This is a genomic window from Bacillus sp. FJAT-29790 (assembly GCF_019039215.1).
Lineage (GTDB): Bacteria > Bacillota > Bacilli > Bacillales > Cytobacillaceae > Cytobacillus.
Genome location: NZ_JAHNZZ010000001.1, coordinates 333065 through 357976, shown reverse-complemented (window position 1 = coordinate 357976; position 24912 = coordinate 333065). Strand labels below are relative to the sequence as shown.

The 24912-nt window shown below is 38.7% G+C and carries 28 protein-coding genes; 5 read left to right on the top strand and 23 right to left on the bottom strand.

Going from position 1 to position 24912, the window contains the following annotated elements:
* Window positions 1-98: 98 nt before the first annotated feature.
* From BGM26_RS01755 to BGM26_RS01735, 5 genes are all read right to left on the bottom strand, one after another.
* Window positions 99-494 (bottom strand): DUF3397 domain-containing protein, encoded by a 396-nt coding sequence (locus tag BGM26_RS01755; RefSeq protein WP_217038018.1) that lies wholly within the window; start codon window positions 492-494, stop codon window positions 99-101.
* A 2-nt stretch (window positions 495-496) separates the two neighbouring features.
* Window positions 497-1402: a 2-dehydropantoate 2-reductase gene (locus BGM26_RS01750; RefSeq protein ID WP_217038017.1), complete on the bottom strand. Its 906-nt coding sequence runs from the start codon at window positions 1400-1402 to the stop codon at window positions 497-499.
* Window positions 1403-1724: 322 nt separating this feature from the next.
* Window positions 1725-3266, bottom strand: coding sequence for an acyl-CoA carboxylase subunit beta (locus BGM26_RS01745; RefSeq protein WP_217038015.1), 1542 nt, complete (start codon window positions 3264-3266; stop codon window positions 1725-1727).
* Window positions 3267-3359: 93 nt separating this feature from the next.
* Window positions 3360-3572 (bottom strand): acetyl-CoA carboxylase biotin carboxyl carrier protein subunit, encoded by a 213-nt coding sequence (locus BGM26_RS01740; RefSeq protein ID WP_217038013.1) that lies wholly within the window; start codon window positions 3570-3572, stop codon window positions 3360-3362.
* On the bottom strand, window positions 3569-4912 hold the full coding sequence (locus tag BGM26_RS01735; protein ID WP_217038011.1) for an acetyl-CoA carboxylase biotin carboxylase subunit: 1344 nt from the start codon (window positions 4910-4912) through the stop codon (window positions 3569-3571). The genes BGM26_RS01740 and BGM26_RS01735 overlap by 4 nt, the downstream gene beginning before the upstream one ends.
* A 540-nt stretch (window positions 4913-5452) precedes the next feature.
* Between BGM26_RS01735 and BGM26_RS01730 the strand changes: the two genes are divergently transcribed.
* Complete coding sequence (locus BGM26_RS01730) at window positions 5453-5926, top strand: N-acetyltransferase (RefSeq protein ID WP_217038009.1); 474 nt, start codon at window positions 5453-5455, stop codon at window positions 5924-5926.
* 396 nt (window positions 5927-6322) lie between these two features.
* Here BGM26_RS01730 and BGM26_RS01725 read toward each other — a convergent pair whose 3' ends face one another.
* The 4 genes from BGM26_RS01725 to BGM26_RS01710 all read right to left on the bottom strand — a co-directional run bounded on the left by BGM26_RS01725 (window position 6323) and on the right by BGM26_RS01710 (window position 8812).
* Window positions 6323-6913 carry an RsfA family transcriptional regulator gene (locus BGM26_RS01725; RefSeq protein ID WP_217038007.1) on the bottom strand — a complete coding sequence of 197 codons (591 nt, stop codon included), beginning with the start codon at window positions 6911-6913 and terminating at the stop codon, window positions 6323-6325.
* 246 nt (window positions 6914-7159) lie between these two features.
* Complete coding sequence (locus BGM26_RS01720; protein ID WP_217038005.1) at window positions 7160-7918, bottom strand: enoyl-CoA hydratase/isomerase family protein; 759 nt, start codon at window positions 7916-7918, stop codon at window positions 7160-7162.
* Between the two features lie 109 nt (window positions 7919-8027).
* On the bottom strand, window positions 8028-8201 hold the full coding sequence (gene rpmF / locus BGM26_RS01715; protein WP_053475556.1) for a 50S ribosomal protein L32: 174 nt from the start codon (window positions 8199-8201) through the stop codon (window positions 8028-8030).
* An 86-nt stretch (window positions 8202-8287) separates the two neighbouring features.
* Window positions 8288-8812 carry a YceD family protein gene (locus BGM26_RS01710; RefSeq protein ID WP_217038003.1) on the bottom strand — a complete coding sequence of 175 codons (525 nt, stop codon included), beginning with the start codon at window positions 8810-8812 and terminating at the stop codon, window positions 8288-8290.
* Between the two features lie 510 nt (window positions 8813-9322).
* Here BGM26_RS01710 and BGM26_RS01705 point away from each other — a divergent pair.
* The gene (locus tag BGM26_RS01705) at window positions 9323-10537 is read left to right on the top strand and encodes a nucleotidyltransferase (protein WP_217038001.1); all 1215 of its coding nucleotides are present in this window, start codon (window positions 9323-9325) and stop codon (window positions 10535-10537) included.
* Window positions 10538-10756: 219 nt separating this feature from the next.
* Here BGM26_RS01705 and BGM26_RS01700 read toward each other — a convergent pair whose 3' ends face one another.
* A complete protein-coding gene (locus tag BGM26_RS01700) occupies window positions 10757-11773 on the bottom strand; it encodes a SepM family pheromone-processing serine protease (protein WP_217037999.1) in 1017 nt (338 codons plus the stop codon).
* Entirely contained in the window at window positions 11773-12561 is a 789-nt protein-coding gene (locus tag BGM26_RS01695) for a patatin-like phospholipase family protein (RefSeq protein ID WP_217037997.1), read from the bottom strand. The genes BGM26_RS01700 and BGM26_RS01695 overlap by 1 nt, the downstream gene beginning before the upstream one ends.
* A 662-nt stretch (window positions 12562-13223) precedes the next feature.
* On the opposite strand from BGM26_RS01695, the gene ylbJ reads away from it, so the two are divergent.
* Window positions 13224-14435, top strand: a complete 1212-nt coding sequence (gene ylbJ, locus BGM26_RS01690; protein ID WP_217037995.1) for a sporulation integral membrane protein YlbJ — start codon at window positions 13224-13226, stop codon at window positions 14433-14435.
* 412 nt (window positions 14436-14847) lie between these two features.
* Here the strand turns inward: ylbJ and coaD are convergent, their stop codons facing one another.
* The 8 genes from coaD to BGM26_RS01650 all read right to left on the bottom strand — a co-directional run bounded on the left by coaD (window position 14848) and on the right by BGM26_RS01650 (window position 20388).
* The gene (gene coaD / locus BGM26_RS01685; protein ID WP_217037993.1) at window positions 14848-15336 is read right to left on the bottom strand and encodes a pantetheine-phosphate adenylyltransferase; all 489 of its coding nucleotides are present in this window, start codon (window positions 15334-15336) and stop codon (window positions 14848-14850) included.
* Between the two features lie 16 nt (window positions 15337-15352).
* Window positions 15353-15907 (bottom strand): 16S rRNA (guanine(966)-N(2))-methyltransferase RsmD, encoded by a 555-nt coding sequence (gene rsmD / locus BGM26_RS01680; protein WP_217037991.1) that lies wholly within the window; start codon window positions 15905-15907, stop codon window positions 15353-15355.
* A 584-nt stretch (window positions 15908-16491) separates the two neighbouring features.
* Window positions 16492-17904: a stalk domain-containing protein gene (locus tag BGM26_RS01675; protein WP_217037989.1), complete on the bottom strand. Its 1413-nt coding sequence runs from the start codon at window positions 17902-17904 to the stop codon at window positions 16492-16494.
* 269 nt (window positions 17905-18173) lie between these two features.
* Complete coding sequence (locus BGM26_RS01670) at window positions 18174-18449, bottom strand: YlbG family protein (RefSeq protein WP_217037987.1); 276 nt, start codon at window positions 18447-18449, stop codon at window positions 18174-18176.
* Between the two features lie 139 nt (window positions 18450-18588).
* Window positions 18589-19032: a YlbF/YmcA family competence regulator gene (locus tag BGM26_RS01665; protein WP_217037986.1), complete on the bottom strand. Its 444-nt coding sequence runs from the start codon at window positions 19030-19032 to the stop codon at window positions 18589-18591.
* Window positions 19033-19086: 54 nt separating this feature from the next.
* A complete protein-coding gene (locus tag BGM26_RS01660) occupies window positions 19087-19515 on the bottom strand; it encodes a hypothetical protein (RefSeq protein WP_217037984.1) in 429 nt (142 codons plus the stop codon).
* 209 nt (window positions 19516-19724) lie between these two features.
* A complete protein-coding gene (locus BGM26_RS01655; protein WP_217037983.1) occupies window positions 19725-19964 on the bottom strand; it encodes a YlbE-like family protein in 240 nt (79 codons plus the stop codon).
* Window positions 19965-19980: 16 nt separating this feature from the next.
* Entirely contained in the window at window positions 19981-20388 is a 408-nt protein-coding gene (locus tag BGM26_RS01650) for a YlbD family protein (protein ID WP_217037982.1), read from the bottom strand.
* Between the two features lie 331 nt (window positions 20389-20719).
* Between BGM26_RS01650 and BGM26_RS01645 the strand changes: the two genes are divergently transcribed.
* Entirely contained in the window at window positions 20720-21079 is a 360-nt protein-coding gene (locus tag BGM26_RS01645; RefSeq protein WP_217037981.1) for a hypothetical protein, read from the top strand.
* A 50-nt stretch (window positions 21080-21129) separates the two neighbouring features.
* Here BGM26_RS01645 and BGM26_RS01640 read toward each other — a convergent pair whose 3' ends face one another.
* The 3 genes from BGM26_RS01640 to BGM26_RS01630 all read right to left on the bottom strand — a co-directional run bounded on the left by BGM26_RS01640 (window position 21130) and on the right by BGM26_RS01630 (window position 23738).
* Window positions 21130-22200: a CAP domain-containing protein gene (locus BGM26_RS01640; RefSeq protein ID WP_483297788.1), complete on the bottom strand. Its 1071-nt coding sequence runs from the start codon at window positions 22198-22200 to the stop codon at window positions 21130-21132.
* A 355-nt stretch (window positions 22201-22555) separates the two neighbouring features.
* Window positions 22556-22987: a CBS domain-containing protein gene (locus BGM26_RS01635; protein WP_217037980.1), complete on the bottom strand. Its 432-nt coding sequence runs from the start codon at window positions 22985-22987 to the stop codon at window positions 22556-22558.
* 121 nt (window positions 22988-23108) lie between these two features.
* Window positions 23109-23738 (bottom strand): CAP domain-containing protein, encoded by a 630-nt coding sequence (locus BGM26_RS01630; RefSeq protein WP_217037979.1) that lies wholly within the window; start codon window positions 23736-23738, stop codon window positions 23109-23111.
* Window positions 23739-23998: 260 nt separating this feature from the next.
* On the opposite strand from BGM26_RS01630, the gene BGM26_RS01625 reads away from it, so the two are divergent.
* Entirely contained in the window at window positions 23999-24358 is a 360-nt protein-coding gene (locus BGM26_RS01625) for a YugN family protein (protein WP_217037978.1), read from the top strand.
* 86 nt (window positions 24359-24444) lie between these two features.
* Here the strand turns inward: BGM26_RS01625 and BGM26_RS01620 are convergent, their stop codons facing one another.
* Window positions 24445-24912 carry a DUF420 domain-containing protein gene (locus BGM26_RS01620; protein WP_217037977.1) on the bottom strand — a complete coding sequence of 156 codons (468 nt, stop codon included), beginning with the start codon at window positions 24910-24912 and terminating at the stop codon, window positions 24445-24447.

The window sequence follows — 24912 nt, the reverse complement described above, 5'->3', positions numbered from 1 at the left end:
CAAATAAAAATCACACTATAAAAGCAACAAACTTTACGAAAACAGCCTAATGAAAAAATCAGCAAAATTAACTATGTAAGCATAATCATTCATAATCATTATGGAACCGAAACAAAAGCACTTACACTTTGAACTAACCCAATAACCATTAGTACGACATAAGCAGTAAAGAAGATGAAAAAATTCAAGCGCCAAAAACCTTTAAAAATGAGCGTGAAATTGATTTCTTGCTTCACCCGCCAATGAATGATAACAAAAATGACTGCAATGATAAGCATGGACAGAAAAATAACCCATAAATATGATTGAGCCCAAATCGTAACAATTAAATAGTGTACAGAAATGACAAAAAGCAATGTACTGACATCGAGTGCTATATGAACGGAGCGCCGATGCTGCCTTGTCACTTGCTTACTGATTATGAAAACTAGCAAATACGCAAGTATTGGGATCGTAACGAACGTAGCAACAATTGCTGAAAAAAAAGAACCCATCCTTATTTCCCCCTCTCTTCATACTCCTTTCCTTTTATCAGATAATAAAAACTCTCTGTAAGGGGAGCAGCCATTTGCCTTTGATTTGCTTTTTCTATGACATATCCAAGAATGGCATCTACTTCCGTTGGCCGTTTTTCGTCTAAATCCTTCAGCATGGATGAACGATTTGCTGCTGTTTTTCTACATACGTCTTTGATATGAGCGAATGTGCTCTTTTTATCCGCGATGTTTAATATTAAGCAAATTTCTAAAAATAATTGCTTGAAAATTTCCTTATAATATCGATTCTCCAGAAGCTCGCCATTACGAACATTTAATATAGCTGTTAATGGATTAATACAAGAGTTGACGATAAGCTTTTTAGTCATCATTTCATGATAGTCAGCTTCAATTATAAATGGAAACTGGGATGAAAGCGGGGCAGCCATTTCTTTTAATATAGATAAGCTATTTCCGCTATATAAAGCTAACTTTGTCATTCCATCTCCAGTATGCAGCACATGATTTGTTCCAATTTTATTCGCCCCATGCTCAACCATTCCAACAAAAATATGATTCGCCTTTAATTCCTTGAGCAAATTCAAATGCCCCATGCCATTTTGGAGAAACAAGAATGAACTTTTGAAACTTGGAGTGATCCCCGCCAATATGTCCAAAACCCTTTGTAAATCATACTGCTTTACGGCAATAATCGTTAAATCCTCTTGATCCCTCCAATCTGAAAGAACGGCAGCATGTATAGAATCATTTATCCGTTTACCGCCTTTTTCAAAAATAAGGCCCTCAATAGATAATTTTTTTGCCTGTTCTTTGGAACGTGTATAAACACAAACTTGATGATCCTTGCTTAAATAATGGGCAAAAAGCAGGCCGATCGACCCTCCGCCAATAATACCGATTTTCATGATAACCTCTTTTATTTATGTATTTAGTCATATTTTAGCAGAAATAATAAAAAAGTTGGGAAGAAAGGAAGAATATATTTACAATCAAATTCGCCTTGGTGTATTTGCGCCCAGATTTTTATCGAGCTAGCCCGATATATTCCTTTAAAAAATCTGGGGCATCCGCCGGAGGCTTAACTTTATTCAGCCGGAGCTTGAACCCCACTGAATTGGATACCTGTTTACATTATCTCGCCACTAAATCGTTTAGAGACTTCTGCTGAATAAAGTTACAGAAAAACCCCCCTCCTCGAAAAATCAAAGAAGGGAGTCTGCATGGAGCCTAAACTGGATAAACTGGATGTTTGCGAACACTAAAGATTAATTCCTTCGTGTCATACAAATCGTATCTTTGAATGAGTACATCCCGTAAATCATACGGGGATACAATATCATCCACGATCAGTTCAGATGCGAGCCTATAAATATCAATATGCTCACTGTATTCACGCTGTTTTTCCTGCACGAATGCGATCTTCTCTTTCGGGTCCTCGATTTCATTAATTTTATTTGAATACACCGCATTGACGGCTGCTTCTGGCCCCATTACTGCGATTTGTGCAGTAGGTAAGGCGATACAGCAATCAGGCTCAAATGCTGGTCCAGCCATGGCATATAGTCCTGCGCCATATGCCTTTCGCACAACAACAGATATTTTCGGAACAGTAGCTGAGCTCATTGCCGCAATCAATTTCGCACCATGACGGATAATGCCTGCCCTTTCCACTTTTGTTCCAATCATAAAGCCCGGCACATCGGCAAGGAATAATAACGGAATATGGAATGCATCACATAATTGTATAAATTTCGCCGCTTTATCGGCAGAGTCTACAAAAAGGACTCCCCCTTTTACACGGGGTTGATTGGCGATAATGCCAACTGCTCTCCCGCCAATTCGGGCTAAACCGGTAATTAGTTCAGCAGCAAACAGCTTTTTGATTTCAAAAAAACTGCCCTCATCAATTAATGCATCAATACATTCATACATGTCAAAAGGTGCATTTTGGTTTTTAGGAATAATCTCTTCTAACACACGGCCTGCTTTTGGCTGAACAGCTTCAAGTTTGAGCGGTTTTTCCTTAAAGCTTGCCGGAAAGTATGTAAGATAATTTCTCGCAGATTCAATCGCTTCTTCTTCACTATAAGCAAGAACATCGCCACAGCCACTCACCGTGCAATGCATCCGGGCGCCGCCCATCTCTTCAAGCGTTACTTTTTCACCAATTACTTTCTCAGCCATCCGCGGTGAACCTAAATACATCGATGCGTTTTGGTCAACCATGATGACGATATCGCAAAATGCAGGGATATAGGCTCCGCCAGCAGCAGACGGCCCAAATAATAAGCAAATTTGTGGAATCATGCCTGAAAGCTTAACTTGATTATAAAAAATACGTCCTGCGCCCCGCCTATTTGGGAACATTTCCAGCTGGTCAGTAATTCTCGCTCCAGCAGAGTCTACTAAATACAATAATGGCACTTTTAATTTTTCCGCCGTTTCTTGAATACGGATAATTTTTTCAACTGTTCTTGCTCCCCACGAGCCAGCTTTAACAGTTGAATCATTCGCCATCACACAAACCGTCTGTCCATTAACCTTTCCAATTGCCGTAACGACCCCGTCAGCAGGCAAATCTTTTTCCATGCAGTTCGCAAATTTCCCATCCTCTTCGTAGTCCCCGTTGTCAAAAAGGAGTTCCAGCCGTTTCCGTACAAACAGTTTATTTTGCTCCTGAAGTTTTTCATGGTACTTTGGATGCCCACCAGCTTCAATTTCTCTGCTTTTTTCTTTTAGTTTTTCCACTAAAGTATTTGCAGTCGTCATACTTCTCCTCCTAATTAAAGATTTTTCCTGTTGATTCGAAAGGGATTTTACACTTCATGATCAAGGATATCCCCCGCTGATAGAAGACTCGATTTATTCAATAACGATCAATACGTCCCCTTCATTTACAAAGTCACCAATATTCACCTTCAATTTAGCCACTTTACCAGCCGATTGACTTTCGACAGGGATTTCCATCTTCATTGATTCAAGCATAACCACTTCCTGGCCTGCGGTGATCTCGTCTCCATTTACAACCATAATATTTAATACAGTACCAGCCATTGATGATGTTATTTCTTTCATTTTTTTATTCCTCCTTTAATTTGCGTTAAAAATCCTGTTGAATAGTTTCCCTTTCGGAAATCGTGATCTTCTAAAATCTCTTTAAAGAGCGGGGCATTTGTTTTAATTCCTTCTACTTTTAACTCATTAAAAAATTTGTCGGCTTTTTCTATTGCGTTAGCCCTTGTATCCGCATGAATAATGCATTTCGCAATCATCGGATCATAAAAAGGTGTAACAGTTGAGTCGGATTTATAGCCTGGATCAACTCTGACACCTTGAAAGCTATTCCATTCGAAGATTTCAATTTTCCCTGGGGACGGAAGGAAGCTTTTTGGATCTTCTGCATACAGTCTAAATTCAATCGCATGCCCTGATCGCTGAATCTCAGCTTGGAGCAGCGGAAGTTTTTCTCCTCTTGCCACAAGAATCTGCCATTTGACTAGATCAAGACCAGTAATCTGTTCGGTTACTGGATGTTCCACTTGAAGTCTAGTATTCATTTCAAGGAAATAAAAGTTTTCTTGTTCATCAACAATAAATTCAATTGTTCCCGCATTTTTATAGGTAACAGCTGAGGCTGCCTTTAAAGCGGTCTCATACATTTTTTGCTTTGTGTTTTCAGACAAGAATGGGGACGGTGATTCTTCAACTACTTTTTGATGTCTCCTTTGAATAGAGCAGTCCCTTTCAAATAAATGGACGATATTCCCATGATGATCCCCGAAAACTTGAATTTCGACATGCCTAGCATTTTTAATGTATTTCTCTACAAATACTTCTTCTGTACCAAAATAAGCTTTAGCTCGGGCTTTAGTGGATGAAAACGACTTGGTGAGCGCTTGCTCATTTTCACAGCATACCATGCCAATCCCGCCCCCACCGCCGCTTGCTTTAAGCATTACCGGGTAGCCCATCGATGCGGCTAGACTGCATGCATCTTCAAGAGTGGAAGTTCCCTCACTCCCGGGAACAACTGGAACATCCGCTTCAATCATCGTCCTTCTAGATACGATTTTATCACCCATTAATTCAATTGTATCTGGGTTCGGCCCGATAAAAGCAATTCCTTCTCTGATTACCTCTCTTGCGAAATTTGCATTTTCTGAAAGGAATCCATATCCAGGATGAATGCCATCGACGCCTTCATTTTTAGCTATCTCAAGAATGACATCAGTCTTCAAATATGATTTATTTACCGGTGGTTCTCCCACCCTGAAAGCATATGTTGCTTGTTTGACAAAGGGCATATCTTTATCAGCATCAGAATAAATCGCTACTGTTTCAATTCCCATCTCATGACAAGTATTGATGATTCTTAAAGCAATTTCTCCCCTATTGGCAATTAATATTTTCTGCACTCTAAGTCCCCTTTCATTTCATTATAGTCAGCTCGCGGAACTTACATTTTTCTTAACAATCCGATAATATATTATATTTCTACAATTCCATGGCTTTTCCCTGCAAAAATTGCAAACGCTTTCGATTTTTATTTTTTTGTTCTCGTTTATGAGATGGATGTTTTCTAAAAGATTATTGCTTTTATCACCATTGAAAACGGTGAGTGGATTGGAGCGGAAGGCACTTGACTCCTGTGGGAGATAGAGGAAAAGGCGAGACCCCGCAGACGGAACGTCGAGGAGGCTCGACTTCCTCCCTGCGGAAAGCAAGTGCCTGTAGCGGAAAGGAACGGGCATTATTTATTCCCGATAACAACAAACTTTACGAAAACAGCCATTGAGAAAATAAAAAGAAATCCCGTTTAGTTTTGGGAGATGGGCAGAATTTTTCGTTTATTTGTTATATAATATGATTAGTTAATAACAGCGCACCTAAAAATACTAGCGCAATTTAAATAAAATCCATTTCAGGTTAGAGGAGCAATAGAGGAGGGGTATTACATGAATTACAAAGTTGAAAAGCTAATGGTAAATTATAAAACACTAGAAGAGTTTAAAAAATTTAGGGAATATGGCTTACAGGAGCTTTCCATGTTTGAAGACCTAGAAGCCAATATTATTGAAAACGACAGCGAATCTCCATTTTACGGAGTATATTTCGGTGACAAACTTGTTGCCAGAATGAGCCTCTATCAAGTTGATGAGAAATTCGACCGTTATTTCGATCCTGCCCAAGATTATTTAGAACTTTGGAAGCTTGAGGTTATTTCCGATTATCAAAACAAAGGCTACGGCAAAGCACTTGTCGAATTCGCCAAAGGATTTGGACTTCCTATTAAAACGAATCCGCGGGTCAAATCCTATGATTTTTGGGAAAAAATGGGGTTCTCCTCTGTACAATATGAGATGGGGAGAGATCTTGGAGAAAATCCGCTTGTCTGGTTTCCTGAAGGTGTTAAAGAGCAGACTCACTAGAATAACGGAAGCTTCTTCGGAACATTCAAAAAGCAGATTGTTCCTGCGATGATTATTCTAAAAGTTTTCCTTAGCGGTCAGCTTCAGGCATAGCACAAGACGAGCCTCAAGGAAAGGTGAGCTCTACCTTTCCTTGAGGCTCGTGACCCCGAGATCAACAAAAACGCAACGTCCTGACGCATTGTAGACACCAGTACGTCCTGTACGTCGAGGGAGGCGCTCCTCCTAAAAGCTACCGCTTTTACTCGTGCGATGCTTATGCTGCCGAAGCGTTCCTTGTGGAGCTAGACAGTCACCTAACTCGAAAAAGTTATACTTTCTTATTTTTATAAAAAGCGGACAATTTATTTTCCGCTTTTTTACAAGATCCACCGTTTGGCAGGTTGTTTATTTATACTAAACCTTTTGCTGTCTGTGCTCTTCTTTTATGCCAACCATTTGCCTGGCTCTTTCCATTATTTCTATCAATGCTTTATAATCCTTCTCAATTGTGTTTAATTCTTTTATTAATTTTTCATTTTCTGTTGCAAGATAATATAATTGTTTTTCGAGATTCTGAATCCGATTTTCATATGTTTTTATATCTTCATTTTCCAAATCAGATTTTTCTGCCTTTTCGTACAGGTTTTTTAAATAAAAGATTACTTCCTCAAATTCAACCATCGTTTCCTTTTCTTCTGTAACCGCATCGTGAACTTCGGGATTGGCTGATGCCTGTTCAATTTCATTCAGCTCCTCAGCCTTTTGGTACGGGTTTTGTTTCCTTTCTTTTCGTTGCCTTTTTGCGAGTTCAATTCCTGATTTATATTGTTTCCTTACAAATGAATTCCAGCGAAATCCACAGGCTGCAGCCGTTCTAGTAAGCTGCTTTCCTACATTTTCAAATGCTTGCAGCTGTGTTCCTCCTTCTCTGATATGACGAAGCACCAATTCCGCAAGAAGCAAATCTTCATCATGAGACCAAGCATCCTGACGAGTTGAAGGCATCAGAATATCCCTCCTAGTGTTTTTTATTTATCATATGCTTATGCTAGAAAAGATAGACTGATTACCTCCGTGTTTATACTCAAAACATTCACGAGCGTATACTCCTAACCCAGTATGTAAATATCGGTCGGCTTTCTTTCACTGTGCTGGTTATTCAGCATGTCTAAAGGACAAGTTCTGCGTAAGCCGACCGACGATTTATTATTTACACAGAAAATACGTAGTAGAAACAAACTGGATAGCAAACTACTTACCGCTCAAAAAGCTGGAAACTTTTTGATGATGTGCTTCGCCCTCCCATAAAATCGCACAGCGGCGCACTTCTTGCTCGACTCTCTCTTCAATGTTTTGTGCTGTCCATTTATTAGTAAACAGCCCTTTATATGACTTTAAAACATCCGCCTCAAGTGTGAGCATTTTGTTTAAAAATAGCCGGCAATTTTCCAGTGGATCACCATTGAAAACCGACTGAACAAATCCTAATTCCAGTAATTGTTCAGCATCATATAGGGATGCCTCCATTAACATCTTCATAGCATTTGCAGGCAATAGCTTTTCCGATAGAAACGTACCACCGCCCCAGCCTGTCGTAATAGCTAATGTCCCTTGAATAAAACCGGCCTTTATATGCTTACTTGCAAACCGAAAATCGCACGCTGATGCTAGCTCACACCCACCACCTACAGCCGTACCATTCATTAGTGCCACAGTTGGTTTCGGAAGGAAAAGCAGCTTGACTAGCAAATTGGACATTTTGCTTAACATTTCATATGCTGCATCTGACGTCTTTAAACTATGAAAAGCTGATAAATCCCCACCCGAACAAAATGCCTTGTCACCCGCACCTGTAATCACAAGGATTTTAATTCGATCCTCCATAGCGATTGCCAACACTTCCTCTAACCCATCCATCACTTCATAGCTGATTGCATTTCTTTTGTCAGGCCTGTTAATCATAAACACTAATAGTCCATCACCATGCTCTTCTATTATGTAAGGTTTCATATTTTCCTCCATTAGGTTATTTGATTCTTCCGATTATTTAAATAGTAGCAAAGGACACGAAAAAAGCACAAGAACAAATTGTTCTTGTGCTTTTTATCTTAGAAAAGAATTAGTTGTTTACAACTTCTTTTCCTTTGTATGTTCCGCAAGCTTTACAAACGCGGTGAGCAAGTTTCATTTCACCACAGTTTGGGCATGATACCATCCCAGGAACCTGTAATTTAAAATGGGTACGACGCTTTCTTTTCGCGGTTTTAGAAGTTCTTCTAAAAGGTACAGCCATTCTTCCCACCTCCTTAAAGAGAATTAAGAAAGTTATGAAGGCCAGATCATGCTGGATTCTTCAATTGCTTCTTATTTTTCCTCCGATTAAGAATCAGAGGAAGGATCATTTTGATCAAAAAATTGAGCAAGTCCAGCAAGACGAGGATCGATTTTATCCTTTTTATCTTGCTCATGAATGACCTCCCAATCCTTTCCGAATTGAGGAGCGCCTTCTTCGCTGCTATCTTCGCAGAACACTTGCATTGGAACCTCGAGTAACAGGATCTCATGAATGACCGGCATAAGATCAATCAGATCACCTTTTACTTGGTGAACTTCCTCTTCGGTTTCATAATCCAAACCTTTTAAGAGAAAAGTTTCTGTTGTTTCAACATTAACTGGAAAATTTACGTCAACTAAAGTACGAGAACAAGGAAGAATTAAATGACCTTTTATTTTTAAATGAAAAGTCACTTTGGTCGAGTCAATATCTGCACGACCAGTAATTCTCATTGGTGAAGCGTCTCTAATTGTCGGATCTGTTTTTTTGATCTCGTCAACATGAACTATTTCATCAATGAGCATTTCCTTGTTTCGGTATTTTTGTAACTGACTTAAAGTCCATTTCATACGAATCACCCCAAGGCAACAAAGGTAATTATAGCTTTCATATAATTATTTGTCAATAAAATTTCTTTACAGTATAATGTGAACATTATTAGATTACTTTAACCTATTTTAGCAATTTTTGAAAGGCTCTAAAACCGCTTTTATTAATTATCTTTCACTTTACACCCCACTTTTAATCTTTGACTATTTAAATTTTTTTAGGCTCTTTGCGTATATTTTGTTGATTTAGCCTTCAAAATTTGCCCGTTGATTTCCGCTGCGTGCACATGCTTTCCGCGGGGAGTGACGGGAGCCTCCTCGGCGTTACCGCCTGTGGGGTCTCCCATTCCCTTTATTTCCCGCAGGATACTGAATTTTCATCCTTGAATCGGCTCACGCACGAAAGAAATGCGGTAGCATTTTCGAGGAGTCAAGTGCCCTCTGCTCCAATCAACTCAACTTGTTATATAAAATCACACTAATAAAGCAACAAAGTTTACGAAAACGGCCTTTTTTAAGGAGAATAATAATATGAATGCAGTTGGCGTGATAGTTGAGTATAATCCTTTCCATAATGGTCATGCTTTTCACCTTGAGGAGGCAAGAAAAGCAGCAAAAGCAGAAATTGTCATCGCTGTTATGAGCGGAAATTTCCTTCAGCGCGGCGAGCCAGCAATCGTTTCAAAATGGAAGCGAACCGAAATGGCGTTGAAAGCCGGAGTTGATATTGTTTTTGAACTGCCTTATGCATTTGCCACACAGCAGGCCGATACCTTCGCTAGCGGAGCTGTATCCATACTTGAAGCTGCCGGCTGCCGGTCCCTTTGCTTTGGAAGCGAGGCGGGAAATATGGATAGCTTCCAAAGAACCCTGTTATTTTTAAAAAATAACAACGAGCACTATCAAAATCAGGTGAAATTTCACCTACAAAAAGGAAATAGCTATCCAAAAGCATCCTCTTTGGCATTTGATGATCTTTCCCCGGATGAAGGAATGATCGATTTATCAAAGCCGAATAATATTTTGGGATATCAATATTTAATGGCTGCCCAAAAACAGAAAGCTTCGCTTGAGGTCTTAACAGTAACAAGAAAAGACGCTGCTTACCATGACGAGCATTTTGCATCTGAGTCGATTGCGAGTGCGACGAGTATAAGAAAAGCTCTCTTCTCTCATAATGGCCAAATTTCCGATGTGCAGCATTATATGCCCGAAACTACCTATAATTCCCTTCTCAAATATAAGGAAGAGTTCGGGTTATTTCATGAGTGGGAACAATACTTTTCATATTTAAAATTCCGCCTGCTACATACTACTCCAAATGAATTAAAAAATATATACGAGGTGGAAGAAGGCCTTGAGAATAGAATGCTGCTTGCTGTCCAAGGAGCATTCAGTTTTCGCCAATTTATGGAAAAGTTAAAAACTAAACGTTATACTTGGACAAGACTGCAAAGAGCATGTGTTCACATTTTAACGAATACAACAAAAGATGAGCTGTCGTTGAAAGACGAAAAAGCTTCCTATCTTCGCCTTTTAGGGATGACGAGTAATGGGAGAGAATACTTAAACCAAAATAAAAGCCGGCTGGCTCTTCCACTCATTTCAAGAGTGTCCTCACAGCAAAATAGACAGCTAATGCTAGATATTAGGGCATCGAGAGTTTATGCGATGGGTGCTGCAGGTAAAGGCCAAGCTCAGCTCTTGGAAAAAGAATTTAAGCAGCCGCCCATTATGATAAAGTGAAACTTCCATCAGTGGGGTTTTCCCACTGATGGTTAGTTGCGTCCCACAGGATGTGGGTCACACAGACGTTGCCACAGGACGTGGCGCTCTTAGTCTGTGATTCCATTTCGGGCCTTTACGGGCAGTTTATCCCCTCTAATCTCATAGCAACGTACTATTTTTAATTAGGGATTTACTGCCCGTTAATCTGCGATAAATTAAAATAGCGGCAACATGCCGCTATTTTGATTTAAGATTACGTAAATAATCAATTGCTTCGTCGAACGTATCTACAGGGATAATCTTCATTTTTGTTTTGATGTCTTTTGCGGTCTCTGCAGCTGCATGATAATTGGAATCAGCAGCCCCTTCTTCATTCGGAGCAAAAAATATCTCTGCTCCCGCTTTATCCGCGGCAATGATTTTCTGTTCGATCCCGCCAATACTTCCAACAATTCCGTTTGCGTCAATTGTTCCTGTACCCGCAATTTGATAGCCTCTCGTCAAATCCTCTTTCACAAGCTGGTTGTATATTTCCAATGAAAACATTAAACCTGCCGAAGGGCCACCAATATCCTTGCTCTCGATCGTTACAACTGGTTTAACTATGACCTCTTTATCATCAACAAGGCCAATCCCTACACCTAGTTTTCCGGTATCTGGATTCATCTGCAGCGGAATCGTAACCTCATCTGTTTTTTTGCGGCGTTCAAAGGTTAATTTTACGCTTTCTCCAGCCTTTTTGCCTGAAACATATTGGATAAATTGTTCCGATGATTGAAATTCATTCCCATCAACTTGAAAAATACGGTCTCCGGCCTGCAGTTTTCCATTAGCCGGCATATTTGGGACGACACTTAAAACATAAACTCCATTATAGTGATATTGAATAGGAATCTTTGCCTTTTTATAGGCAGTTTCAATTGCAGCCAACTTGGATGAAGCCATTAAATGAAGCTGACGGACGTTATACTCCTCTTCCGTTTCATCTTTCTTTCTAATTACTTCAAGGGGATAAAGCTCCTGATACTTGCTTAGTTTTGCCAATGCATATGAATAAATATTCGCTTTTCCCATTCTTACAGTCGTTAACATAAAGCTTCCTTCTTCTTCATAGCCACCTTCAACATGGATGATAGGAGCCAGCTCCTTAGCCATTCCAGGTTTTGATACATAATATGGCAAATGATAAAAGGAGCTGAGCATGATAATGAATGTTGCGATAATGAAGGTACGAAAAAAATGTTTATTTCGCATTAAATAGGTGGCTCCTTCCACTCGTTCAAGAATTCTTTAATCGAATCGATGTGCTTCCGTGTTTCTTCTTCCCCAATGGAGATAATTTCCTCAATATTTGTGTAGGCTCTCGAGTTGTACATTTCAACCATTGGCCTAATCATGAAATTAGAAGCAATCTCCCTGTTTGCCACCAATTCTATCTGCATAATGTCGAGACTTTGCATAATAACATCATAAATCGAGGTTATTTCTGTACATATTTTAACATGGGAGACATCAATGGCAATAACAATATCAGCCCCCATCTCTTTTACAACAGAAACGGGAATACGATCGACAACGCCACCATCAACTAAAAGGCGGCCATTTAACTTTTCCGGTACAAAAATACCCGGGATGGAAATACTTGCTCGAACAGCATCCGCAATCGACCCTTTGTCAAAAATAACTTTTTCACCTGTCATTAAATCTGTCGCAACGACCCTAACTGGAATCTCCAATTGCTCAAGTCTTTTTCCATGGGTGAAAATTCGAATGAGCTCCTTGACGCGTTTTCCAGCAATAAAGCCCATTTTTGGGACAGTAAAATCCAAATAATACTTTCGTTTAAATGCCTTTGATAATTTATAAAGTCGGTCAATGTCCAGCCCCGCCCCATAAAAACAGCCGACCATTGCTCCCATGCTGCTTCCCGCGATCAAATCAATAGGAATTCCCTCTTCCTTTAATACCTTGATGGCTCCCAAATGGGCAAACCCCCGTGCCCCGCCTGAACCGAGTGCTAAACCTATTTTCGGCCGCTGCAAAAAGAATTCCACCTCCTGAGAGCATTTAATTTATTTCATTGCGTTATCCAGGAAAAAGAACGATCAATCTTGATGATATGAACCTTTTTATAGGCTGTTTTAGATATATTGTTGTTTTAACCTTCAAAGTTTGCCCGTTGATTTCCGCTCCATCAACTCAGATTATTAAATAGAAATTACATTATAAAAGCAACAAACTTTACCAAAACAGCCTTTTTATTAATCCATTAACGTTTGTGACGACTGCTTACTAGCCCTCTATATTTCAATCTTATGGTCTATTTTATTATTCTATGAGTATATTGATTTATATGAGGACAAGACTAGCCGGCACAAACAGAATCAAATTCGCCCTGGCGTATTTTCGCCCAGATTTTCACTTTAGCTGGCTAGATAAATTCCTTTAAAAAATCTAAAGGCTCGCCGGGGGTTGAACCCCACTGAATTGGATACCTGTTTGCATTCATCTCACCACTTATATCGTTTAGAGACTTCTGCTGAATAAAGTTAAAGGCTATATTTTAATTTACATTTCATTATTTTTCAAAAAAACATCAATAAATCGGGATAAAAAAGTAGCATTGCTCAAACGATGTCTATTTTGTTTTTTCTTTTTCCGAAAAGCTGTATCGTTAGTTCACCTTTTGAGGGAGGCTAGACCCGTGTTTCGTTCCAAATTAAAAACAATTGTACTTGCCCTTTCTGTATCCATGATGGCCATTTCCCTCATTTCATTTCCCCAAGAATCGGTCGATGCTTCTATTAGAGGGCTGAACATGTGGTGGGAAATCGTCTTTCCTTCCTTATTACCATTTTTTATTGTTTCTGAAATGCTTATTGGCTTCGGTGTCGTGAAATTCATCGGAATTCTCCTTGAACCGCTAATGCGCCCTTTGTTTAAAGTTCCTGGTGTAGGCGGTTTTGTCTGGGCGATGGGGATGGCATCCGGTTATCCAGCTGGTGCAAAGCTGACAGCACGACTCAGACAGGAAGGTCAGCTATCTAAAACGGAAGCCGAGCGTCTCGTTTCCTTTACCAACTGCTCTAACCCATTGTTTATTTTTGGAGCAGTATCTGTCGGTTTTTTCAATAACGCCAAGCTTGGAGTAATACTAGCAATTGGTCATTATCTCGGAAATTTAACAGTTGGGCTATTAATGAGGTTTTATGGCAGGACAGAAGATGCGACGAGGATGGTGAAAAAAAGAAAACCTTCTTTAAGGTTTGCATTTTCAGCCCTCCATCGAACGAGAATTAGCGATAATCGGCCGATTGGTAAGCTGCTTGGCGATGCAGTCATGTCTTCAATACGGACATTACTGATGATTGGCGGATTTATTATCCTTTTTTCAGTTATCAATAAATTGCTTTTTCACCTTGGAATCACAGCTCTATTAGCCAAATTAATCGAAATGATTTTAGCCGCTCTCCATTTTCCAGTTGAATTAAGCATCCCATTTATATCCGGTCTTTTTGAGATCACTTTGGGAAGCCAGATGACAAGCCAAGTCCAGCAAGCAACTCTAATGCAGCAAACGGTTATTACAAGCTTTATTTTAGCGTTTAGCGGTTTTAGCGTTCAAGCGCAAGCAGCGAGCATACTCGCACAGACTGATATTGATTTTAAGCCCTTCTTTTTTGCAAGAATCCTGCATGGGATATTTGCCGCTGTATATGTTTATTTTCTTTGGGGACCTATCTTTGAACGCTTCTATAACACTGAACAGCCTTCAAATGCAATCCCGGTTGGTTTCTTTGAAGACGGCTCTTGGGTGCAGAAATGTTATATTATCATGATCGATTCAGGACCTCTTATTACGATCTTTGCATTATTCATTTATACCATTTTGCTTGCCAGACGACTAGCTAAATAAGGAGAAACTAAATATTTCTTTATTAAAGGCTCTTTTCGCATAGTTCGTTGTTTTTGGCTTTAAAAGTTTGCCCGTTGATTTCCGCTGCGGGCACTTGCTTTCCGCGGGGAGGGACGGAAGCCTCCTCGGCGTTACCGCCTGTGGGGTCTCCCGTTCCCTCTATCTCCCGCTGGATACTGAATTTACATCCTTGAATCTGCCCACGCACGAAGGAAAAGCGATAGCATTTTCGAGGAGTCAAGTGCCCTCCGCTCCAATCAACTCAGAATTACATATAAAATTCACATTAATAAAGCAACAAAGTTTACGAAAACAGCCAAATTAAATGAACCTACCAATAGAGAGAGTTCGATGTACAAATCTCCCAGTAAAAAGCTGATCCGAAAACTGAACGAGCACATTAGGTGCTCGTTCAGTTCATGTTACCGTATTTTATTTTCAGGGCTTTTTCTACCGTTGAGGGTACAAGCTCTGAGATTTTACCGTTGTATTTGGCTACTTCCTTCACAATACTAGAGCTTAAAAATGAGTATTGATTGTTTGTCATAATAAAAAAGGTTTCGATTTTATCATTTAGTACTCTGTTCATGGATGTAATTTGCATTTCATATTCAAAATCGGATACGGCTCGGAGCCCCCGAATGATAGCGCTCGCCTTGACACTCTCAGCATAATCCATTAACAAACCCGAAAAGGAAGCAACTTTTACATTGTGAATATCCTTTGTTACTTCTTTTATTAGTTCTACTCGTTCATCCACAGAGAAGAGCGCGTTTTTCGCGGAATTATTTAAGACAACAACATGAATTTGATCAAAAACTTTTGCTCCACGTCGAATAATATCCAAATGTCCATATGTAATTGGATCAAAGCTCCCAGGGCAAATAGCGATTACGCCCATACATATCCCCCTTATTCTAATCCGCCATTTCAAAAATCGTTATGGCGATCACTCCGTATTTTTCGTATTTCCGCTGAAATAAACTTCCGACAGTATCAGGCAATAGAATATCTGAACCATGCTCACATACGATCGTTCCACCACTGATTAGCAATTTCTCAGCATGAATCATTTCTAAAAGTTTTACAAGCTGCTGCTTTTTATATGGCGGATCCAAAAAAATAACATCAAAAGTCAGCTCTCTCTTCATAATTGCTTTGAGTGCTCGTTCAGCATCATTACGATAAATTTCAGCTCTTTCATCAAGATCGCATATTTTTACATTTTCGTGAATAGTCTGAATCGCTTTTCCGTCCTTGTCCACAAAAATAACTTTATCCGCTCCCCTGCTTAAAGCTTCTATTCCAAGCCCGCCACTTCCAGCAAATAAATCAAGACCTATTCCACCATCTAAATATGGGCCAATTATATTGAAAATCGCTTCCTTTACTTTGTCTGTTGTAGGTCTTGTTGAACTGCCAGGTACAGCCTTCAATATTTTCCCTTTCCGGGTTCCTGAAACTACTCGCATATTTTATCACCACTAATCATTTACATTTAATCATTTTTCCTTCCTATCCTATCATAATTGTTATATGCCGCCAACCTGTTTTACTTAAACACGCAACCGATTTAATCCGATTTTACGTGAACAAGAGAAAAATATCCAATCCTGTGTATATCCGTCCCATTTGTGGAAATAATGTTATTAACAGCATCTATTCGAGGATGTTGTTGCCAACCGCGGAGAAGACTTACGTTTCCCCATAAGTTCTTCCTCCGGTTTCTCCTCTCCCTTTGCCTTCTATCCTCATAAAGGATATAGAAGGACCCTGCAGATTTCTGCAGGGTTTTTTATTTTTGGCTCTTTTCGAATAGTTTGTTGTTTTTGGCATTAAAAGTTTGCCCGTTGATTTCCGCTGCGGGCACTTGCTTTCCGCGGGAGGGACGGGAGCCTCCTCGGCGTTACCGCCTGTGGGGTCTCCCGTTTCCCTCTATTTCCCGCTGGAGTCAAGTGCCCTCCGCTCCAATCAACTCGGATTGATAGATATAAAATCACACTAATAAAGTAACAACGTTTACGAAAACAGTCTTATTTTTTTAGACAGGAAATGTCTACAATGACAGTCTGATTTCCTGTGTTCCTTCATTAATGGAAATATTAAAAATGGTTTGTATCCATTGTTTATTCATATATATTTTTCCGTTCAAGTTGGTTAGAGGACTTTCCAATAATCCATAATCCTCTTCATTATAAATAAAAATATTGCGATTTAAATAAAATCGGTAGCTGTTGCTTCCTTTCGTTAGCAGGATCATTTCCTGATCAGCAAGGGACTTGACCTCAAATCCTAGCTCACGCATCGTATCTATAAAAGGATAAAGCATATTCCCTTCTTCGATCATCACTTTGATATCCTTCTTCTCTTTTCCCATTATCGTAACTTTTCTTGGATCGGAAAAATAAAGCGGAACAAATGGCGCAGATTTATCTTTATTTAAGGTAAAAAAGCGGGTATTATAACCTTTTAGTTTACCCATGAAGTTGTCCAATGTTTGTGTTGTTAATTTCTGTGGACCAGAATTTAATTGCTTGAAAAAGAGCGTTAATTCTTCTTCTGACAGCTTCTTGTTCATTTCAAGCAATATTGCTTTCCCTTTTTCTGTTTTCGCTGGCAGATTCGCTGTAGCGGAAGTAAACACATCCAAAATCCATTGTTCATTACTTGGAATACCCTTAAATTTTTCTTCATAAAAATAATTGATCAATTTTCTTTTAAGCATTTCTTCATCTATGCCATGCGTAAGGATAATCCTTTTTCCTGTTATTTCGGCATTTTCATCAGATAAAACAACTGAAACAGAGGGAAAGTTGGTTAATTCCTTAATTTCATTAAATGAATAATCGGCGCTTGATCCAAGCTGATTCGTATAATAAACGATACCATTATGACTTTGCTTTATTTCTAGCGGGCTTAACTGCCAATATATCGATGGGGTATCTCCAATACCCGTAAAATAATAATAATCGATTAAATCCATTTCCTTGTGTCCCTTTAAAGGCATGCCAGTTACCCATGTCCCTTTTCTTCTAACAGAATCAATAATTTCAATGGATGTACTTTTGATTTCCACTTCTGGAAGCACGGTTGTCCAATCATTTAGCAAAAAGGATTTTTTTTCGTTTGAAACCGAGATATTATATTCAAACATGATTTCATTATTTTCTGATAAAAATGCATGTTCATCCTTCGTTTCGCATCCTTCCCCTTTCGCTTTAATACATGACCAACGAAGAAGGCTTTCAGGTATTGTCATGCGATATTCCTTGCCAGTTGTTAAACCTGTTAGTTTTTGGGTAATTTGTAATTCTTCTTTACTCGTTTGCACCGTAATTTCCTGTACTATTTTTTCATCATTCTCATTAATCGGGATGTATTGCTTGGAATATGCTTTCCACTGCCAGAATAGCATCCCGCCAATTGACGTTGTCAGGATCATAAATACTAGAATAAATGCTCTCCACATTGACATTCCCCTTAATCTATTATTCCTATTCTATTACCATATCAAATCATTCGACATCAGTCACATATAATTTAAATGAATTTTACAAAAAGGCTCATTTCGCATATATTGTTATTTTTATCCTTCTAAGATTGCTCGTTGATTTCCGCTGCGGGCACTTGCCCTCCGCTCCAATCAACTCGGATTTTATATAATACCACGCTAAAAAAGCAACAAAGTTCACGAAAACAGCCTACAAAAAAAAAGGCGAGAGGGTGGCCTCCTGCCTTTCATATTCCCATTTTATAGTCATATTCTTTTGCCTTGTCAGGCTTAGAATTTTCGAATTCCGTCTTAAGAAATGGTTTGTAAGATGGCTCGACTTTTTTTACAAATGAATAAGAGTTGATTTTTTCAATTAGTTCTTCTGTTTCAACAAGATCACAATATAGAACGACGTACTTTAGCCGTTTCGAAACATAATGAACATTTCCAAATCTTCTTAACATTTTTGCCTGCTTTAAAGAATAAAGCCAGACAACTATACCTTGCCGTTGACCCAGCATAATTTCTTCCCCTTCAATGAACAATTGTTTTAAATAGTCTAGCATAAAAAACCCATGTTTTTCAATGGGCTAAATGCGTAGTTATCAGAAAGTTTAAAAAACGGCACGGAATAATCCATGCCGTCCTATAAGTAAAGACTTAAGAACAACCGCAGCTTCCTCCAGTTCCGCATCCCCCTCCACAGCTCGATAAACTATCGAAATATGGATTGCCAGTAGGAACTTTAATTTGCTCAGAGACAGAGCGGCCAAGCAAAACACTCACTTCATCCAATATGCCTTGCAAATCATTTTCTGCCTTCTTAAACTCAGCAACATGAACATCGAGATCGACTTCTCTTTTTAACTCTCTTGTTACCATCATCACTGATTTATAATCAGGATGATACTTTCCGAAACGCTGAACCTCTTCATAGCGTTCCTTCATTTTCACAAAGTCGCTTATCTTTTGCTGCGTTTCTTTGTTTTTTTTCAATCTATATAAACACTGGCGGTAATGTTCCGCCTCCTCAGAATCAATAATCATTGCTGCTAATTGATCAGCCTGATCCAAAATTTCTATGCCTTCGATTGTAGCAAGCAAAATAAGGCTCACCTCCGTTTCATATTTTACCATGAAACAGCGGAAATCAAAAGGCTATGGGATTGTTACATAAAATTCCTTTTTCAGTTTGTATGCGGTATTATTTGCCTTAACAACCTCTAATTTAAGACGATGAGTACCAGGTGATAAGCCTCTTACAATGAAGGCGGCAGAATCGATTTCTTCCCGCTTTTTTCCATCAACATATAAGATCATTTTCCCTCTGTTACCTGTATTTGATTCTCGAAAGGTAACCCCTTGGATGATACACTCAATCAGTACTTCTCTGCCTTTTACTTGGTGCCTGACATAAAAAGGATCTTTGCTCGTATTTTCAATTATCGATACAGGAACTACTAAAGGTACATCCGTGTCGCTTACAGGTTGTACGATTATTTTCACTTCAGGTTCTGGTATTTCCTTATGGCAGCCAGACACTGCTAGAAGCAAACATCCGAGAAACAGGTATATTGCCCTTCGCATTTGCTCTCACTCCTTTATTTTCTTATAGGTAAAGCGCAAGGGGCATGGAATCGGCCAGAAATAAGCCGACTCAACTCCCAAAATATTTTACATTCACTACAGATCATTTCTTATGTAATTATTGTTTGCTACACCTTCTCTTTTTACTCTTTGGATTGTAAATGCTTCTAAAAAACAAAAGCTCTCTCGTCTAAGGAGAAAGCATTAGATTAAGATTGTGAATTCATCGATTGAAACATGCTCATCATCATCGAAGCTACCTGCACTCCATTTGTAAACTTTTCAACTTTATGTGGAATTGTTTTTTTGTAATAATGTAATGCTGCGACTTCAAGCGATTTTAATTCATTTGGATTGCGCGTCAATTTTCGAAACCACTGCGGCTGCTCGCGGATAAACCTTTGCAATTCTGGATTCTGTCCGAGATAGTCAACAATATCCTTTCTCATCCTGATTTCCCCTTTATTAATCTTTTTTGAACACAAAAGGATTGACTGGTTTCTGGATTCCGCTTTTTGGCGGACTTACTTGGCTGCCACCTGAGAATTGAGCAAGAACTCCTTGAACCGCAGATAATGCCTTGCTAATATTATTCATATGCCCTTGCATTTGATTGGAATCCATTTTTTTTAATGACCCCATAATATTTGTCATCCAATCCGTGTTTTTTTCTTGTGGGGCTGGTTCAACCTTATCCTTCGTTTCCGTCCTGAAGGAATCCCACCTTGAATCATCCTCACCGAGTAAGTACCAATCTTCGAATAACTCTTGCCATGTATGTTTTCCCTCTCTAACTTCCTGGACTAGCTTTGGGTTGGCTTTAACGAATTCTTTAAACTTTCCAACAGAAGGATGGAGCTTTTTCTTAGTCATTCCCATTCACCTCAGTTCTGTTTACATATGCCTATATTACTTTATGAATAATTGAAAAAAAGGTGAAATAAAACTTAAACTTCCCCCGGCGGATGCCTCAGATTTTTTAAAGGAATTTATCGAGCTAGCTAAGGTAAAAATCCGGGCGCAAATACGCCAAGGCAATTTGATTTTTAAGCTTGTTAAATAAGCAAGGTCAACGGGGCGATAGTCCTGCGAGAACCCTTTTTGCATATTTTTTAACATAGGCTAATGATGTTATCTAAAATATAAAAATGATTCCATTAATGATAATATATGAATGCATGATGTTTATGAAAGGTGAATCGATATGGTAACAGCTATTTTGATCCCTATTATTTGTCTTTATTTTTACTGGCTTACCAAAAAAGAAATGCGCGAAAGTAATGAAAAATGGCTGCAATTAAAAAAAGTTACAGAAGAAGCTGTCATATCGGGTACTATTGTCGACTTAAAGGGACAAAGACAGCGGTTTTCCTATTATCGTTACGTGTATGTTCTTGAACTGGCAATTCAAACAGAGCTAAAAAAGTGGCAAGTAAAGAGAGTAATCCCAATTGAAAAGGGTTTTCAAATCCCTAACTTAACCATAGGGGAATTTATTAACGCCTATGGTAATTGGAAAGAGGATTCTTTCCATGTCAACAGGATTGAAAAAAGAGCTAAATAAAAAAACTTGAACAATTGTTCAAGCTCTTTTTTATAATTAAGTATGATTGCTTATTCCTGCCATTTTTCAATAAAGTTTTGCGTATAATGCTTTTTATATACGCCAACACCTAAGTGGGTAAACTGATCATTTAAGAGACTTTCCCGGTGGCCTTTACTGTTCAGCCAGCCTTCAACTGCTGCCGGAGCATCCATATAATTCGCTGCGATATTTTCACCTGCTATTTGATAGATTACGTTGCCTGCCTCTAATCGGTCCGATAATTCACCATATTTCTTCGATGTATGGGAGAATATGTTGCTTTCTACCATGTCTCTGCTGTGGGCGTAAGCAACTTTTGCTGTTTCGGGATCCCATTCGAGAGGTTTCATTTCGTAGCGAACACGGAAAATATTTGTGATATCAAAAATTTGTCTTTCCTTGCCCCTTTCGACTTCCTCCTCGTTTACTTCTGCAGACGGATTTTCTTCAAGCAGTTCCCCTCGGTAGACCATTTCATATGGTCGCTGCTTGATTAATGTCGCCGCGTCGATCAGTCTAATACTAGACAAAGTCCCGGTAAACTTATCAACATATAGCTGCATAAATGCGTCACCTACCATAAAAAGTGGGCGGGTGTTCATATCATCTTCTGAAAGTTCAAATCGATAGGAACTATTTTGATATTCTAGATTGATATTTGTTTCTATTAAATTCGAGGTATAAATTTCCGCTATCGGCTGTCCAATCTTAAATGGCGGTACTTGAACATCCGAACCAGTTACATAAACAGTCACAACCTTGCCATCACCAACACCAGCCTGAACATAATAATGATCATTTATAGGATAGATCCACCAATCATAGCCATATAAGGAAGGATCCTTCCTTGCTGGTTCACCAAGGTTTTTGATTAGTTCGTTGCTCGTTTTCCCGATTAAACTCGTCAAACCTTCCTTAGGCATCTCTATCTTTGAGGAATCTAAAGGGGGAAGCGTCTCATCCAGAGTAGGATCTACTTTTGGCTTGTAATTATCTTCGTTTACTAGCATTTCTCCATTATTATGTGAATTCACATTAATGAAAAATCCAACTGCTAGTAAAGCAGATATAATTATTAAAATTCGTACAAGGGTATGCAGAGGGTTTGCCTCCTCTCATTCATTCTTTTCTACTATTATATGATTAGTCCATATTTAATAGTATATCATCAATAACTTTCTTTTTAATAGAAGGGCGGAAAATTCTAATAAATAATTAATAATTGCTTTTTTAAAACATTAGGCTCTTTTCGCAAAGTTTGTTGTTTTTGGCTTTAAAAGTTTGCCCGTTGATTTATATATAAAATTCACATTAATAAAGCAACAAAGTTTACGAAAACAGCCAAACATTAAGATTGGCTCTAAATAAAATAAGAAGAGAAAATCGGCTATTACGCCGATTTTCTCCATTCACACCTTTGATATCCCGCCATTAAAAGGAAGCAAAGAATCTTTCTTAATGTTGAACCTCTCCATTTGTCTCTGATATTTCAGAAAGGGCTACTCCTGCTTGTTCATCAGTTAAATGACGGACCGCAAAGTCGCCAAGTGAAACAATTCCTACTAATCGATCTCCTTCAACTACCGGCAAGCGGCGTATTTGATGTTCAGCCATTAGTCTTGCTGCTTCCCTTGTCGTTGTATCCTTAGTGACTGTCACTAAGTCATTACTCATAATCACTTCCACTTTAGAAGAACCGGGATGCTTCTCAGCTACACAGCGCAATACAATATCACGGTCTGTGATCATACCAACAAGTTTCTCATTGTCGACGATAGGGATCGCTCCTACATTTAGCTCCTTCATCTTTACTGCTACTTCATACACATTGTCTAATAATGAGCAACTATCAACATTATCAGTCATGATATCACGAATCTTTTCCATTTAACTTCCTCCTTTTTTCTTAAACGGAATAATGCTCACAACAGCTACCAAATTGTGATGGTTATGCCGACTAAGTTTTTTGATTTTTGATTGAAGAGGGAAGCCCTTTAAGTAATGTCAGTTAATCGGCGATAAGGATTGTCCAATAATGGCCGTGAAGACCACCTTCGGCATAGCCAATTCCGATTCGCGTTCCCTTTTCATCAAGTATATTTTCCCTATTTACTGATGTATTTAACCATGTTATAAAGATTTCATAAGCAGACCGATGTCCTGCACCAATATTTTCTTTTATATTTCGGAATTGAATCTGTAATTCTTTTAACATCATCGCAGGATTCCCGTACGTTGGTGAATAATGCGAAACATATTGCTTTTCCTTCATATCGATTGATTTTTTTCTTGCCGCCTGTGATAACAAAGGATCTAATGCAAATGGCCTTAACCCTGATTCAGCTCTTTTCGCATTCGTTATTTGTAAAAGTTCCCTTTCTCCTTTGTTCAGTAATTTTTCACTCGAAAAAATATCAGCATTTATTGGAATCATGATTCCTTGTCCAGGATAAATTAAATTCGCATTCTGGATTTGAGGATTGCTTTTAATCAAATGTTTGAGGTCCGAATGATTGCTTCGTGCAATTTTCCAAAGTGTATCACCACGAACAACAATGTATTTTGTACCAGCAAAAACATCCTTTCCTGCAGAAAAAAAAAGCCATAGACAAATAATGTTAGCAATTATCTTCTTCATTCATGAACTCCTTCCATTTAATTTATTCTTATGTTTTCCAAGTTCATAAAAAAATGAACGATTTTCATTGTTTTCTTGGACGGAAGTTCATTTGAATCATATGTTCCGGAATATTTCACAGGATTAAAACGCTTTCTTTTATGTATCCGTTGCATCTTCTGCTCTTTTCTACTATTATTAGATTTGGGATTATACTTGTTTAAATATTGCCTAATTAGGCTGTTTACAGCTAGTGATGGACGTTTTCAGGAGGGAAAAACATGAAATTTGAAAATACGGGGCTAGAAAAGGTAAAAGCAGATTTAATTCGCTTAGATGAATTAATGCTGGCCCATGGGCTTGTTCGTGAGGGCCAATGGGACTACGAGAGAGTTACATACGACCGCAAATTTGAATTAAAAGAAGGCGTTTTCTATTTACGTGTATTTGGTTATACTGCAGAAGGTGACGTAGGCACGAATAAGGCATTGATCCAACTTATGACGCCATTGCTTGGAAAACACTATTATCCGCATGGTGTTGAATACGGCGAGGGAGAAAGCTTCCCGAAAACGATTGTAAGCCAATGTGAAAAAATTCTTGGTGAGATTAAAGCAGAAATTGAACAATTTGCGAAATAATGAGAAAAAACGCATGGGAACATGCGTTTTTTCATCTTTTAACCAGTGATCGGTATTAAAAAACTGCCGCAAATTCGCGGCAGTTTTTAAAATCCTAAAATCGCTTTAATAACGGAAGTGGTTTCCCCGCCATGATAGATAACATATAACAAAAGATATACGGCAACGCCTGTAATGGCCGTGAAAAACCAAATAATACTTGTAATCGGACCGAGCTTTCTATGTCTTTTAAGATTATTTTTGTATCCTGTACTTAGCGTTACAATGCCAAATATAGCCCCTGTTGTCGCTAACGTAACATGAAATATTAAGAAAATTGTATAATAAATTTTGATCTCTTCGGGTCCACCAAAAGCTGTATTTCCGATAAAAACGGTTCTGCTCGCATAAATAATAAAGAAAATAATCGCAAAAACGGCTGCCAGCATCATTGATTTTTTATGTGCCTCAATCTTTCGCTGTCGAATTTGTGTCCACCCAATCGCGACAGTAATGGCACTAAGCACGATAAAAAACGTACTTATTGTTGGTAAAATCGGCAATGAGTATTCCAT